This is a genomic window from Saccharibacillus deserti (assembly GCF_013618475.1).
Classification (GTDB): Bacteria; Bacillota; Bacilli; order Paenibacillales; family Paenibacillaceae; genus Saccharibacillus; species Saccharibacillus deserti.
The window spans coordinates 111,992-125,896 of the sequence record NZ_JABJVN010000011.1 but is presented as its reverse complement, the minus strand read 5'-3'; the positions used below and the strand labels follow the sequence as shown (position 1 = coordinate 125,896).

The 13,905-nt window shown below is 46.1% G+C and carries 16 protein-coding genes; all 16 read left to right on the top strand.

The genetic code is table 11. The features are described from left to right. Positions 1-222: flagellin (locus HOP44_RS21220; protein ID WP_253915565.1), on the top strand; the 222-nt coding region annotated here is incomplete at its 5' end. Positions 223-442: 220 nt separating this feature from the next. Next, entirely contained in the window at positions 443-1,228 is a 786-nt protein-coding gene (locus tag HOP44_RS21215; protein WP_172257176.1) for a flagellin N-terminal helical domain-containing protein, read from the top strand. Between the two features lie 220 nt (positions 1,229-1,448). Next, positions 1,449-2,216 carry a flagellin N-terminal helical domain-containing protein gene (locus HOP44_RS21210; protein WP_172257174.1) on the top strand — a complete coding sequence of 256 codons (768 nt, stop codon included), beginning with the start codon at positions 1,449-1,451 and terminating at the stop codon, positions 2,214-2,216. A 206-nt stretch (positions 2,217-2,422) separates the two neighbouring features. Further along, complete coding sequence (locus HOP44_RS21205) at positions 2,423-3,205, top strand: flagellin N-terminal helical domain-containing protein (RefSeq protein WP_172257172.1); 783 nt, start codon at positions 2,423-2,425, stop codon at positions 3,203-3,205. A 167-nt stretch (positions 3,206-3,372) separates the two neighbouring features. Then, positions 3,373-3,741 (top strand): flagellar protein FlaG, encoded by a 369-nt coding sequence (locus tag HOP44_RS21200; RefSeq protein ID WP_172257170.1) that lies wholly within the window; start codon positions 3,373-3,375, stop codon positions 3,739-3,741. A gap of 38 nt (positions 3,742-3,779) precedes the next feature. Continuing rightward, entirely contained in the window at positions 3,780-5,291 is a 1,512-nt protein-coding gene (gene fliD / locus HOP44_RS21195; RefSeq protein ID WP_172257168.1) for a flagellar filament capping protein FliD, read from the top strand. Positions 5,292-5,311: 20 nt separating this feature from the next. Next, positions 5,312-5,701: a flagellar export chaperone FliS gene (fliS, locus tag HOP44_RS21190; protein ID WP_172257166.1), complete on the top strand. Its 390-nt coding sequence runs from the start codon at positions 5,312-5,314 to the stop codon at positions 5,699-5,701. Further along, the gene (fliT, locus tag HOP44_RS21185; protein ID WP_172257164.1) at positions 5,701-6,069 is read left to right on the top strand and encodes a flagellar protein FliT; all 369 of its coding nucleotides are present in this window, start codon (positions 5,701-5,703) and stop codon (positions 6,067-6,069) included. Before fliS ends, fliT begins: the two co-directional genes overlap by 1 nt. Before the next feature lie 121 nt (positions 6,070-6,190). Then, positions 6,191-7,990, top strand: coding sequence for a motility associated factor glycosyltransferase family protein (locus HOP44_RS21180; RefSeq protein WP_216667684.1), 1,800 nt, complete (start codon positions 6,191-6,193; stop codon positions 7,988-7,990). Further along, positions 7,987-8,982 (top strand): UDP-N-acetylglucosamine 4,6-dehydratase family protein, encoded by a 996-nt coding sequence (locus tag HOP44_RS21175; RefSeq protein ID WP_216667683.1) that lies wholly within the window; start codon positions 7,987-7,989, stop codon positions 8,980-8,982. The genes HOP44_RS21180 and HOP44_RS21175 overlap by 4 nt, the downstream gene beginning before the upstream one ends. A gap of 21 nt (positions 8,983-9,003) precedes the next feature. After that, positions 9,004-9,732, top strand: a complete 729-nt coding sequence (locus HOP44_RS21170) for a cytidylyltransferase domain-containing protein (protein ID WP_172257162.1) — start codon at positions 9,004-9,006, stop codon at positions 9,730-9,732. Between the two features lies 1 nt (position 9,733). After that, complete coding sequence (gene pseG, locus HOP44_RS21165) at positions 9,734-10,828, top strand: UDP-2,4-diacetamido-2,4,6-trideoxy-beta-L-altropyranose hydrolase (RefSeq protein WP_246369995.1); 1,095 nt, start codon at positions 9,734-9,736, stop codon at positions 10,826-10,828. A gap of 122 nt (positions 10,829-10,950) precedes the next feature. Next, positions 10,951-11,271: a hypothetical protein gene (locus tag HOP44_RS21160; RefSeq protein ID WP_172257158.1), complete on the top strand. Its 321-nt coding sequence runs from the start codon at positions 10,951-10,953 to the stop codon at positions 11,269-11,271. A gap of 73 nt (positions 11,272-11,344) precedes the next feature. After that, positions 11,345-11,878, top strand: a complete 534-nt coding sequence (gene pseH / locus HOP44_RS21155; RefSeq protein WP_172257156.1) for a UDP-4-amino-4,6-dideoxy-N-acetyl-beta-L-altrosamine N-acetyltransferase — start codon at positions 11,345-11,347, stop codon at positions 11,876-11,878. Between the two features lie 30 nt (positions 11,879-11,908). After that, entirely contained in the window at positions 11,909-12,934 is a 1,026-nt protein-coding gene (pseI, locus tag HOP44_RS21150) for a pseudaminic acid synthase (protein ID WP_343059998.1), read from the top strand. Between the two features lie 21 nt (positions 12,935-12,955). Beyond that, positions 12,956-13,903, top strand: coding sequence for a dTDP-glucose 4,6-dehydratase (locus tag HOP44_RS21145; RefSeq protein ID WP_172257154.1), 948 nt, complete (start codon positions 12,956-12,958; stop codon positions 13,901-13,903). Positions 13,904-13,905 lie beyond the last annotated feature (2 nt).

The window sequence follows — 13,905 nt, the reverse complement described above, 5'->3', positions numbered from 1 at the left end:
CGTGCGAACCTCGGTGCGGTTCAGAATCGTCTGGAGTACACGTCGAACAACCTGGGCACAACCGTAGAAAACCTGACCGCTTCCGAATCGCGGATCCGCGATACGGATATGGCGAAGGAAATGGTGGCTCTGTCGAAGAACAACATTCTCCTGCAGGCTTCGCAGTCGATGCTGGCTCAGGCCAACCAGTCGCCGCAGGGCGTTCTGTCGCTGCTCCGTTAAGAATTGCGGGATTTCAAATCGTAAGCCTCTGCGGATGCAGGGGCTTTTTTTGTGCTATTGACACAAAAGAGCAGCTATTTTGGAAAAACTATTCACAACACTGAAGAAGAGGTCGATATATAAGACAAGGCAGGGGACGAAGCAGTGCATGCAGCTGAATATGCCCGGCTAACTTAACCACACGGATGTGGGAATAACCAATTCAGGGAGGAAACAAATCATGATTATCAACCACAATATTCAGGCAGTAAACACACACCGCAACATGGGACTGAACAGCGCGGCAGCGAGCAAGAACATGGAAAAACTGTCTTCGGGTCTTCGCATCAACCGTGCAGCCGATGACGCAGCCGGCCTGTCGATCTCCGAGAAAATGCGCGGCCAGATCCGCGGTCTGGAACAAGCACAGCGCAACGTGCAGGACGGCATCTCGTTCGCACAAACGGCGGAAGGCGCGATGAACGAAGTCAGCTCGATGCTGGGCCGCATGAAAGAACTGAACGTACAGAAAGAAAACGGTACGTACGGTGCAGGCGACAAGTCGAACATCAACTCCGAGTTGAACGCTCTGGGTTCGCAGATCGACAGCATCATGACCAAAACAACGTTCAACGGCATCAACATCAACAAAGGATCGGGTACTTCCAACGTCGTTTCGATTCAAGCGGACGATTCTAGTTTCAAAATTTCAATCAACAAAGTGGACAGAGCTGGATTCAGCAGCTTGAAAGCCGCTACAACGCTTACTCAAGTTAGCACAGCGATTGAAAAAGTGGCTACACAGCGTGCGAACCTGGGCGCAGTGCAGAACCGTCTGGAATACACGTCGAACAACCTGGGCACAACGGTAGAAAACCTGACGGCATCCGAGTCGCGTATTCGCGATACGGATATGGCGAAGGAAATGGTGGCTTTGTCGAAGAACAACATTCTCCTGCAGGCTTCGCAATCCATGCTGGCGCAAGCCAACCAGTCGCCGCAGGGCGTTCTGTCGCTGCTCCGTTAAGAATTGCGGGATTTCAAATCGTAAGCCTCTGCGGATGCAGGGGCTTTTTTTGTGCTATTGACACAAAAGAGCAGCTATTTTGGAAAAACTATTCACAACACTGAAGAAGAGGTCGATATATAAGACAAGGCAGGGGACGAAGCAGTGCATGCGGCTGAATATGCCCGGCTAACTTAACCACACGGATGTGGGAATAACCAATTCAGGGAGGAAACAAATCATGATTATCAACCACAACATTCAAGCTGTAAACACGCACCGCAACATGGGACTGAACAGCGCCGCAGCGAGCAAGAACATGGAAAAACTGTCTTCGGGTCTTCGCATCAACCGTGCAGCCGATGACGCAGCCGGCCTGTCGATCTCCGAGAAAATGCGCGGCCAGATCCGCGGTTTGGAACAAGCACAGCGCAACGTGCAGGACGGTATCTCGTTCGCACAAACGGCGGAAGGTGCGATGAACGAAGTCAGCTCGATGCTCGGCCGTATGAAAGAGCTGAACGTACAGAAACAAAACGGTACGTACGGTTCGGGCGACAAAGCGAACATCGACTCCGAGTTGAATGCTTTGGGCGATCAAATCGACAGCATCATGACGAACACCAAGTTCAACGGTATCAAAATTACTTCGAACGTTAGTGTGCAGGCCGATGATTCCAGCTTCAAGATTCAAATCAACGGCGTCAGCACAACTGACTTTAGTGCATTGGGCAGCGGCACGACCCTTACTCAAGTCAGCAAAGCTATCGAAACGGTAGCTAAAGAACGTGCAAACCTCGGTGCGGTTCAAAACCGTTTGGAATATACGTCGAACAACCTGGGCACAACGGTAGAAAACCTGACCGCTTCCGAGTCGCGGATCCGCGATACGGACATGGCGAAGGAAATGGTGGCTCTGTCGAAGAACAACATTCTCCTGCAGGCATCGCAATCGATGCTCGCACAGGCCAACCAGTCGCCGCAGGGCGTCCTGTCGCTGCTCCGTTAATTCGGACTTCATTCGCATCAAAAGCTTCGCTTCGGCGAAGCTTTTTTTATGAAATCAAGAGAATTATCGTTTTGGATCTTCATGTTTATTGTCAGAAAGTCGATATAAGAATTAGAGCTGGCAAGGGGAAGCGTAGTTTTCCGAAAATTCCCGGCTGAGCCAACCACATGGATGTGGGAATAACCAATTCAGGGAGGAAACAAATCATGATTATCAACCACAATATTCAGGCAGTAAACACACACCGCAACATGGGACTGAACAGTGCCGCAGCGAGCAAGAACATGGAAAAACTGTCTTCGGGTCTTCGCATCAACCGTGCAGCCGATGACGCAGCCGGCCTGTCGATCTCCGAGAAAATGCGCGGCCAGATCCGCGGTTTGGAACAAGCACAGCGTAACGTGCAGGACGGTATCTCGTTCGCACAAACGGCGGAAGGCGCGATGAACGAAGTCAGCTCGATGCTCGGCCGTATGAAAGAGCTGAACGTACAGAAACAAAACGGTACGTACGGCGGAGGCGACAAGTCGAACATCAACTCCGAGTTGAACGCTTTGGGTTCGCAGATCGACAGCATTATGTCGAAAACAACCTTCAACGGCATCAACATCAACAAAACGACCGGTAGTTCCAACATCAGCATCCAAGCTGACGATTCGAGCTTCAAAATCACGATCAACAAAGTTGATACAACAGGTTTCAGCGGTTTGAAATCCACTACAACGCTTACTCAAGTCAGCACAGCGATTGAAAAAGTGGCTACGCAGCGTGCGAACCTCGGTGCAGTCCAAAACCGTATGGAATACACGTCGAACAACCTGGGCACAACGGTAGAGAACCTGACGGCTTCCGAGTCGCGGATCCGCGATACGGACATGGCGAAGGAAATGGTGGCTCTGTCGAAGAACAACATTCTCCTGCAAGCATCGCAATCGATGCTGGCACAGGCCAACCAGTCGCCGCAGGGCGTTCTGTCGCTGCTGCGTTAATCTTCACAAGATTTCATTTGACAAAAAGCTTCGCTTTGGCGGAGCTTTTTTTACTTTATACGAAATTTTATAAACATTCCCGCTGCGATGCCGATATATAAGATAACAATCATGAATAGACCGAACGGACAGCCCTTATAAGCAACAAAAAGAGCGGAGGAATACTTATGGATTCAAACATAACATCCAATTTTAGCGGTGGGCTTCCAGTTCAACAAACCTCCTTTCCAAAAAGGGAACAAGCGACCGAAACAGCGGCCGGTACGGTGGTCCCTGCAGTGCCGTTAACGACCATTCCCAAGCTTCATCAGACTCAAGAGCAATCGCTGCAAGAATTGGAGAAAGCCATTCAGGCCATCCAAGGACCGCAAAAATCCCTTGAAATTTCGATTCATGAGAAGACGCACGCAATTATGATCAAAGTACTGAACAAGGAAACCGGGGATTTAATTAGAGAAGTTCCTTCGGAAAAAATATTGGATGTCGTGGCAAAAATGATGGAATTCTCGGGAATTCTGGTCGATAAAAGAGTTTGAGTCGATAAAGGCAAAGACATTTAACAGGAGGTTATTCAATGGTTACAAGAATCACAGGCATGGCTTCTGGGATGGATATCGACTCGATGGTCAAGAAATTGATGACAGCCGAAAGCGCTCCGCTCAACAAAATGAATCAACAGAAGCAGTTAATGGAGTGGAAACGGGAAAGCTACCGCGAAATCAGTACAAAAATGGTTACTTTTCAAGAAAAATTGTCGGAGCTTGTCAATTCCTCAACACTGACTTCCAAGCAGGCAACGGTGACCGGGAATACTTCGGCAGTGACAGCTACGGCTTCTTCGTCGGCAAGCGGGACTTTCGATGTAAAAGTCACCCAACTGGCAAGTGCTTCAAGCGGGGTTTCCGGAGCTGCTTGGACTCCGACAGCCTCAACGACCAAATTGAGCGATCTCAGTACGCCTGTAACGGGAACCGTCCGCGTGGGAAATGCAGATATTGCGTTGGATGCGAATGAAACCATAGAGTCTTTTGTGAACAAGGTGAATGGAAATAAAGATGCCGGAGTCACTGCCATTTATGATGCTACTAAAGGCATATCGTTCACTTCAAAAACTACCGGTTCCGTTAAAGCGGACGGCGTTACTTCAAACAATTTGACTATTGCCGCTCCGGCATCGACCACATTCGGGATTAGCCAGAATCTCAATGATGCTTTTAAGATAAGTTTTAAACCGGCTATAGATGCGAAAGCGGTAATAAATGGGCTCGAAGTAACGAAGCCGACCAATAGTTTTGATATCAATGGAGTCAAACTAACATTGAACTCGTTGACTCCGGCAGGAGAAACGACCCGAATCAATATTGCCGACGATACCGACAAGATCGTAGCATCGGTTAAAAGTTTCGTAGACGCCTATAACGATGTTCTTTCCAGCGTTAACGGGAAAATCGGAGAAGAGCGCTACAAAAAATATAAGCCGCTTTCCACCGAAGAGCGAGCGGCAATGAGTGATGACGAAGCAAAACTTTGGAACGAAAAAGCCAAAAGCGGCATGCTTAAAAACGACAGCATTCTGCAGGACGCGGTTGCCAGCATGCGTACCGCTATGGTTCAAGGCGTTAAGTTGGCAGACAATACCACACTTTCCATGGTATCGCTGGGTATTACAACCGGTAATTATCAGACCAAAGGCAAGTTGGAGCTGGATACGGATAAGTTAAAAGCGACCCTGCAAAGCAACCCTAATGCCGTCGCGGATTTCTTTAACAAGGATTACTCAAAAGCTTTTTCCAACAACACCTTTACCGAAACGGACGGCATGCTGGCAAAGATGCGTAAGATTTCAACGGGTTCGCTGCAAAGAATGTATGATACGGCCGGTACATCCAGAGCGAGCAAAGACTTGTCGGCTTCATTCATGAATACGAGCGTCATGGGCGAACAGCTTACGTCACTGGATCGCCGAATCAGCGACATGACAACAAAGCTGAACCGGATCGAAACGAATTATTTTAAAAAATTCACTGCAATGGAAACCGCAATTAACCGATATAATAGTCAGTCGTCCAGTCTGGCAGGTTTGTAATCTAAAGGAGGCTGTCCATTTTGATCTATTCACCCCATCAAAAGTATCAGCAAGCGCAAGCGCAAACGGCATCCAAACCGAAGCTTCTGATCATGTTGTACGACGGAGCCATTCGATTCGTAAGAGCCGGTATAGAGGGCATTGAGGAACGCAACTACGAGAAAGCCAATAATAATTTGTGCAAAGCTCAAGCCATCATTCATGAATTGATTTCCTCATTGAACTTCGACTATCCGATTTCCAAAGATCTTTTGTCGATGTACGAATATATGCTGCATTGCCTGATCGATTCCAATGTACGCAAGGATGTCGAAAAGGCCCAAGAGGTGTTGGAGTATGTCTTGGATCTGCGCGAAACTTGGGTAGAAGCAAGCAAATTGTCGGGTGCGGGCGCAGCCGGAGCGGTCTGATGATTGAACAACACGCAGAGCCGGTTAGGGAAGATTCCGTAACGAGTTTGTTGGATCAGCTGCAATTCCTGTCGGAAGAAACCGTTGAAAAACTGGATGAGATGGATGAAGAAGAATTTGAGCAGTTCTCAAATTTTCGGCAGCAGTTAACTGAACGTCTGATCGCACTTCGTTCCGACGTTACCGATCAGGATCGTAGCCGGATCGAATATATCTTGAACTTTGATCATAAGATTCTCCTGCGAATGCAGGCCTTGAAAGATGAGGCGGGCCATTGGATGGAGCAGCAGGGCAAGATCAAAGTTCAAAAAGGGGCTTACCAGCAAGCTTATACGGCAAACAGCATGTTTTTCGACCATCGAAAATAAAGCTTCCCTCCTGGGTCCATAGCGGACCAAGGGGGGATTTTTTTTGTAAAGCTTCACTCAAATCGTATGGAATCCGATATATTAGGTATAGAAAAGACTACTTCGGAATGGTGGTATAACCTTGAACAACTTCGAACGGAATCTCGCTGTTCTCAAAAATAAATTCCCGCATGTCTGGAACGAACTGAAAGACATATCGGAGGCGGCGTCGGATAACTCTAACGCTTACGTAGAACCTATTGAACAAGATATTCCCTGGTTGGAAGCGGTCAAACAATCGGTCGAAGACACGGAGTGCATTTTCGTATACGGATTCGGTCAGGGACTTGGCCTCATGGATCTAATCGAACAGTATACGAGTCGACTCTTTATGGTATACGAACCGGATATCGACCAATTTTACCGTGCAATTCTGGCGTACGATCTGACCCCTTTATTCGATCATCCCAACTTTTATTACTTGGCGGTTGGCAAAGAACAGTTGAATTCCCTTTTCTACATGGCTTCGCTTCATATGCACAATGAACTTGCATTTGTCGCCCTTCGACATTATCTGGAATCGGAGATGGATGTCCTGCGGGAAGTACGGGAAAAGTTCCAAAAATATAATCATACTTATGAATCCAATCAGAATACACATGCGCTTTTTCAACAAGACTGGGTTCGCAACAGCATGTATCAGATGGCAGATATGCTGCGTTCTCCTTCGATCGAGAGCTTGCAAGGGATTTATGAGGGACTGACCGCGGTTGTCGTTGCTTCAGGCCCTTCCCTTCAACAGGATATCGACTGGATTGAGCGTATGAAGCCCCATGCTTTCATCGTGGCCGCGGGTTCCAGTATTCAGGCGCTGGTCAAGCACGGAATCAAACCGCATTTGGCTGTCACGCTGGACGGCGGCGTTATCAACAATAAAGTGTTTGAAGCGCCGGAGACGCTTGAAGCTCCGCTTCTGTACGCTTCTACTTCCTATTACGGTATTACAGATCGTAAGCCGGAGGGCAAGATTCATGCGGTGATGAGCAATGATACGATCACCCAATATTACATGGGATTAAATCATAGCGATGTGGCCATGACTCCGACGCCTACCGTTGTAGGAACCGCCATTCAAGCCGCTGTATGGATGGGAGCTACGCGTATTGTGTTAATGGGCCAGGATCTTTCCTTTCCGGGCAATAAGTTCTATGCGGAAGGCGTCAATCACGTAGGCGAAATCCATAACCGGAACCTGGTGGACAATGCGGAAGTTGAGATTCCGAACGTCAACGGTGGCATGAACAAAACAAACGTAAACTTCATGTTCATGAAAGATGCGCTTGAAAAAATGTTCGGCTCGCTGCCGGATATCGAATTTATCAATACGACGCGAAACGGCGCTTCTCTGGCAGGAACGACATGGGAGCCGATTGAGAACGTATGGGAAAGGGTAGCCGGTCAAACATTCAACGCCGATCTGCTCCCGCAGTCGGCTTCGGAAGTCGCATCGAATGGAACTTTGGAACGAATCGAATTCACAAAAAACAAGTTGAAATCTACATTGAACGATTTTGTGCAAGTGGAAAATGAAGTCAAAGCGCTCTTGAAAGTGATCAATCCCCTTCGCGAAATCAGCCGTACCAAGCCGGCGAAATGCCAAAATACCATTGTGGAGATCGAAGAGCGCTGGACCCGCATCGTAAACCGTGAATGGTTTACGCAGATCTACGAGAGTGTACTCCCTCGGGAAATGGCGGCGTTCGATCAGAAGCAGCCATTAATCGTTTTGGAACAAAACTTAATGAAAAAAGCGGACTTATTATACGACGTTCTGGGAGCTTTATTGAAAGAAATTAAAAACAAGTTTCCTTTCCTGGACGAAATTTTTAAAGAATCCATTGCAAGAATCGAACGTTCAGAAGCAAAGGAGGAACAGTTTTGAATTCCATCTACAAGGATAAAAAGATTTTGGTCATAGGCGGAACGGGCACGATTGGATGTCATTTGGTCAAACGGCTGCTTAAAGATGCCCCGCAGGTTATCCGTATTTTCAGTCGTGATGAACACAAGCAGTACGAGATGGCGATCGAGTTCGCGCAGCATGCGGAGCGACTCCGCTTTTTGATCGGGGATGTCAGAGATCAGCAAAGGCTCGGCCGCGCCATGGAGGATATCGATTATGTGTTCCATCTGGCAGCCATGAAGCATGTGCCTTCCTGCGAATACAATCCGTTTGAAGCCGTCCAAACCAATGTAATCGGTACCCAGAATGTCATTCAGGCAGCTATAACGAATAACGTGAAGAAAGTGCTATTTACGAGCACAGACAAAGCGATATCACCTACCAATACCTACGGCGCAACCAAGTTGACTGCAGAACGATTGATTTCGGCTGCCGAATATCAAAAAGGATCGAAAGCTACGATATTTTCTTCGGTTAGGTTTGGCAATGTCATGGGATCCAGAGGATCTGTAATTCCGCTTTTCAAAAAGCAGATTTTAGAGAATGGACAGATTACGGTTACCGATCCCGATATGCTTCGGTATATGATGACACCTTTACAAGCGATTGAATTAATTTTGAAAGCCAATGAAATTGCTGACGGCGGTGAAGTGTTTGTGCTGAAAATGCCTGTAATCCGTGTCGGGGATTTAGCAGAGGTATTGATCGAACTCGTTACACGAAAACATGGACTGCAAAAAAAAATCGATATTCGTTCAATCGGATTAAGACCAGGTGAAAAAAGATACGAAGAACTGATGACGTCGGACGAGCATCTTCTTGCGAAAGAAGCGGATGATATGTTTATTATTCCCGCGATGTTTAAGAAAAAGGATCAGTACGAACAGAAACAACTTGTCGGTCCTCTTGAAATGAAGCCGATTAACAAAGAGTTGATCAAAGAATGGATCGAAACAGAACGATTGGCATAAGTACGGAAGGACTGGACAACGATGAGAGTTACGGCGATTATTCAAGCGAGAATGGGATCCACAAGACTTCCCGGAAAAGTAATGAAAAAGTTGGGCGACCGTACGGTATTGGGACACGTTATTAACCGCTGTCAAGCGATTCCTTCGGTTACACAGGTAATTGTCGCCACCACAACGTCAGCAGAAGATAGCGTCATTTGTGAAGAAGCTGAAATGTATGGAGTTCCTTATTATAAGGGAAGCGAAGAGAATGTGTTGAGTCGATATTATGAAGCGGCAAAAACATTTCAAGCAGAAGTTGTTGTTCGAATCACGTCCGATTGCCCGCTTTTAGATCCACAAATCTCACATACAGTAATTGAAGAATTTTTGAAATCCGGATGCGACTATGCCAGTAGCGGTTTAAGCGAAACGTTTCCGAGAGGAATGGACACCGAGGTTTTCTCTTTTGAGGCATTGGAAGAATCCTATCAACATGCTTCGGAATCTTTTGAAAAAGAGCATGTGACTCCTTACATTTATCTTCATCCGGATCGGTTCAAACTAAAATCTTTTTCGAACGGAAAGGATTTGTCCGGGTACCGCTTGACTTTAGATACCGAAGAAGATTGGAATTTAATTTCAAAGATTTACAACGAGTTATATCAAGGCGAAATTTTCGGGTTGCCTGCTGTTTTGAAATTATTTGCACAATATCCGAAGCTTCCTTTGATGAACAAGGATATTAAGCAGAAAAAGCTAGGTGAATAAAATGATGAAAATTGCGATTAGGGCAGATTCCGGTGTCGTTATGGGAACAGGCCATGTAATGCGCTGTTTGACATTGGCGGAAATGCTACGGACTTTTGGAGCAGAGGTACATTTTATCCATCGGCGTTTGGATGGGGATTTAACGAATATCATAAAAGCGCACGGATTCGACGTCCATAAGCTTGCGGAGTATGCAGAATATTCTTCCGGCTCAATCAAAGAGGTATTAAAAAGAATGAACGAAAACTTTGTAGAAGACGCCGAAGAAACCATCCGCATTTTGGATCGATACGGTCCTTTCGATTGGGCAATCGTCGATCATTACGCATTCGATATAAAATGGGAAAAAAACATTTCTGCCTACGCAAAACGTATTTTTGTCATCGATGATATGGCAAATCGACCTCATGGATGTGACGTTCTGCTGGATCAAAATTTTCATTTCGATATGAATTCTCGATATGACGGCCTTCTTCCCGAAGGTTGTATCAAGTTGTTAGGACCCAAATATATGTTATTTCGGCCTGAGTTCAGAAATATAGATATACGCAAGACCCGAAATGGAACCATTTGCAATCTTCTCGTCTTCTTTGGAGGAAGCGACTCAACGAACGAAACGACAAAAACGTTAAAAGCTTTAGAACAGATAAAACGTACCGATTTGAATATCGACGTGGTAGTTGGGGGGAGTAACCCGCATTATCTCGAAGTCGAACAGATGTGTGAGCGTGTCCAAGGCGCTGTATTCCATCGCCAAATCGATTACATGGCAGAATTAATGAATAAAGCGGACCTTGCTATTGGTGCAGGAGGTTCTACGACTTGGGAGCGCTGTTTACTTGGCTTACCGGCCATAATTATCGTGTTGGCAGAAAATCAGAAAAAAGGAATCGAAGAGTTGGAGAAACATGGAGCATTCATTAATTTAGGATGGTACAGCTCGGTAAATGAAGAAACGATCGGAGCATATTTGCGTGATTTATTCGATCATCCGCTTCGAATAGTCGAAATGAGCAACCAAGCTTTTAAATTGGTTAGTCGAAATTCTTTATGCGATGAGGAGAGTTGGAAAGAAATTTTTGACGGTTATATTTAAACTCCGACGGGTATGTCTTTTTGGCGCTTAGATGATGATGTCCAACAAATTGCCTTTACTGAAAATGATACTTCGTTTGCTTATGCGCAATTAAGACACGATATACACGAGATGAATGAAAATTGGAGAAATCGTTCGAAATCTCTTGTTTTTTGTTGCGGAAAAATACGTATTCGGCTATCTGCATTTATCTCCCGGCGCTACAGAGCAAGTATGTCGTTTGTATGCTGCCGTCTGAATTCGAACCAGAATTGCTTTCAAATCTCATCGAAAAATACGAACCGGAATGGATTGCGTTTGCCGATTCGTATACGTGGGCTGCTGGTTTGCGACAAGCAAAAGCGGTTCAGATCAATGACTACCGACTGCTGCATCTTGAGAGAAAAGCAGAAAAAATCCAATATCTGCAGAGCTTGCTGTACTTCGTTCGGCATTCGGAATGACCGGAAGTTCTAGAATGGTTAGATTGTCTTATGAAATTATATAATTATCGCATATTCATAAAGGGGTTCAGCCATGCTAAGCTTTGTTGCTATGAATAAGGATCATTTGGAAAAAGTTTTGCAATGGCGCACGTCGCCTGAAGTTACGAAGTATATGTTTACGGATATTCCGTACGATTTAGATAACCAGTATAAGTGGTTTGACAAAGTCAAAGAATCCGAAAAAGAAATATATTGGATGATTTGTTATAAAAACACCGAAATAGGCGTCGTTTCTTTGAATGATATTGATTTGAAAAACAGAAAAACGAGCGCCGGTTACTATATCGGAGAAAAGAATTTCAGGCGATTGGGGGGGATGGTTCTTCCTTATCTGTATAACTTCATTTTTTACGAGCTGGGTTTGAACAAAGCTACAGCTGAGATTATGTCAGAAAACAGCAATGTCATTAAACTTCATCAGATGTACGGATTTAGAGAAGTGGGGGTCTTCTATCAGCATATTTACAAGAATGACCGATATTATGATGTGAATGTACTTGAGCTTTTGCGCGAGGACTGGGAAGTTTCAGGTCAGAGGTATAAAAATTTATTACTGAGTTTTTAAATTCGAGGAGTTTACCGGGGGGGTTTTTTCGTGTCTAAATTTTTCGCAAACCATTCTAAGCCGTTTATCATTGCAGAAATGTCGGGGAATCATAATCACTCGTTGGAACGGGCCATGGAAATTGTGGATGCAGCTGCAGCGTGCGGCGTACAGGCGTTGAAGCTGCAAACGTACACCGCCGATACCATGACGCTTGATCTAAAAGAAGGAGATTTCTTTATTAGCGATCCCGACAACCTTTGGACGGGGCAATCTTTATACGAATTGTATCAGCAGGCCTATACGCCGTGGGAATGGCATAAGCCCATTTTTGACCGTTGTAAAGAGCTCGGCATCATTGGATTTAGTACTCCGTTCGACGATACGGCTGTCGACTTCCTGGAAACGCTGGACGTTCCATTCTATAAAATCGCTTCTTTCGAAATGACGGATCACAAGCTGATCAAAAAAGTGGCGCAGACCGGAAAACCGATGATTATTTCGACGGGAATGGCTTCGGTTCGAGAAATCGACGAGGTCCAGCAGACTGCTTATGAACATGGATGCCCGGAAGTGGTACTGTTGAAATGTACGAGCACTTATCCCGCGAAAGCTCAGTACTCCAACTTGTTGACCATTCCTAACATGATGGAAACGTTCGGCTGCGCAATCGGGCTTTCCGATCATACAATGGGTATTGGAGTTTCGGTGGCGAGCGTAGCTTTAGGCGCGCGCGTGATCGAAAAGCATTTTACGCTTAACCGTGCAGACGGAGGGGTTGATTCCACATTCTCTATGGAGCCCGCCGAAATGAAGAGTTTGGTTGAGGAAGCCAATCAAGCTTGGAGCGCGTTAGGGGAAGTGCATTACGGGTTGACTCAAGGCGAGAAACCGGAAGGACGCCGTTCGCTTTATGTTGCCGAAGACATTAAGCAGGGAGAAGTTTTTACTGCTGAAAACGTTCGTGCTATTCGTCCCGGAAACGGAATGGAGACCAAGTATTATGACATTATCATGGGCCGACAAGCCAAAACCGATATCAAAAAAGGCACACCGATGTCTTGGGATTTGTTTTAATTTGAAAAGGGAGGTCGATTTATGAATATCCTACTTACCGGAGGCGCCGGATTCATCGGCCGCTGGGTTGCCAAAAAGCTGCTTGAAGAAGGTCATCATTTATGGATTTTGGACGACTTGTCCAATGGACAAGAGTCTAATATTGCCGAACTGCGAGACCATGCCAACCTTAAAGGATTCGCTGAAGGAACCATTCTCGACGAAAAGCTGCTGGCAGAGTTATTCGAAGAACACCGTTTCGATATCTGCTACCATCTCGGTGCTTCCATCAATGTTCAGGATTCGATCGACGATCCGCGCACTACATTCAACAACGATACCGTAGGGACTTTCTATATTCTGGAGCAGTGCAAGAAATACAATACGAAAGTAGTATTCATGAGCACTTGCATGGTCTATGATCGCTGCAGCAACGAGACAGGGATCGATGAACTTCATCCGACTAAACCAGCTTCGCCATATGCAGGAGCGAAAATTGGAGCGGAAAACATGGTGCTGTCCTATTACCATGCTTATGGACTTCCTACCGTAGTTATTCGTCCGTTCAATACCTATGGACCTTTTCAAAAAACCGGCGGAGAAGGCGGCGTTGTGGCTATCTTCATCAAGAATGCGCTTGAAGGAAAAGAGTTGAACATTTACGGAGAAGGCACTCAAACCCGCGATCTTCTGTACGTGGAGGACTGCGCACGCTTTGTCGTGGATGCAGGATTCAACGACGCCGTGAACGGAGAAATCGTAAATGCGGGACTCGGACGCGATATTTCCGTCAATGAGCTGGCGCTTCTGATCGCAGGCGACGCTTCGAAAATCAAATATGTCGAGCATATTCATCCGCAGAGCGAAATTCAGAAGCTGCTCTGCAATTCGGCCAAAGCGAAAAACCTGCTAGGATGGGAACCTCGGGTTTCCTTGGAGGAAGGCATTGCGCGGACGCGGGAATGGATCAAACAGGGTGGGCTGGCTTAAGT

What these genes read in the sequence shown, in the direction of transcription:
- HOP44_RS21215 (WP_172257176.1), top strand. Translation starts at nt 443, where the DNA reads ATGATTATCAACCACAATATTCAGGCAGTAAACACACACCGCAACATG.
- HOP44_RS21210 (WP_172257174.1), top strand. Translation starts at nt 1,449, where the DNA reads ATGATTATCAACCACAACATTCAAGCTGTAAACACGCACCGCAACATG.
- HOP44_RS21205 (WP_172257172.1), top strand. Translation starts at nt 2,423, where the DNA reads ATGATTATCAACCACAATATTCAGGCAGTAAACACACACCGCAACATG.
- HOP44_RS21200 (WP_172257170.1), top strand. Translation starts at nt 3,373, where the DNA reads ATGGATTCAAACATAACATCCAATTTTAGCGGTGGGCTTCCAGTTCAA.
- fliD (WP_172257168.1), top strand. Translation starts at nt 3,780, where the DNA reads ATGGTTACAAGAATCACAGGCATGGCTTCTGGGATGGATATCGACTCG.
- fliT (WP_172257164.1), top strand. Translation starts at nt 5,701, where the DNA reads ATGATTGAACAACACGCAGAGCCGGTTAGGGAAGATTCCGTAACGAGT.
- HOP44_RS21170 (WP_172257162.1), top strand. Translation starts at nt 9,004, where the DNA reads ATGAGAGTTACGGCGATTATTCAAGCGAGAATGGGATCCACAAGACTT.
- pseG (WP_246369995.1), top strand. Translation starts at nt 9,734, where the DNA reads ATGATGAAAATTGCGATTAGGGCAGATTCCGGTGTCGTTATGGGAACA.
- pseH (WP_172257156.1), top strand. Translation starts at nt 11,345, where the DNA reads ATGCTAAGCTTTGTTGCTATGAATAAGGATCATTTGGAAAAAGTTTTG.
- HOP44_RS21145 (WP_172257154.1), top strand. Translation starts at nt 12,956, where the DNA reads ATGAATATCCTACTTACCGGAGGCGCCGGATTCATCGGCCGCTGGGTT.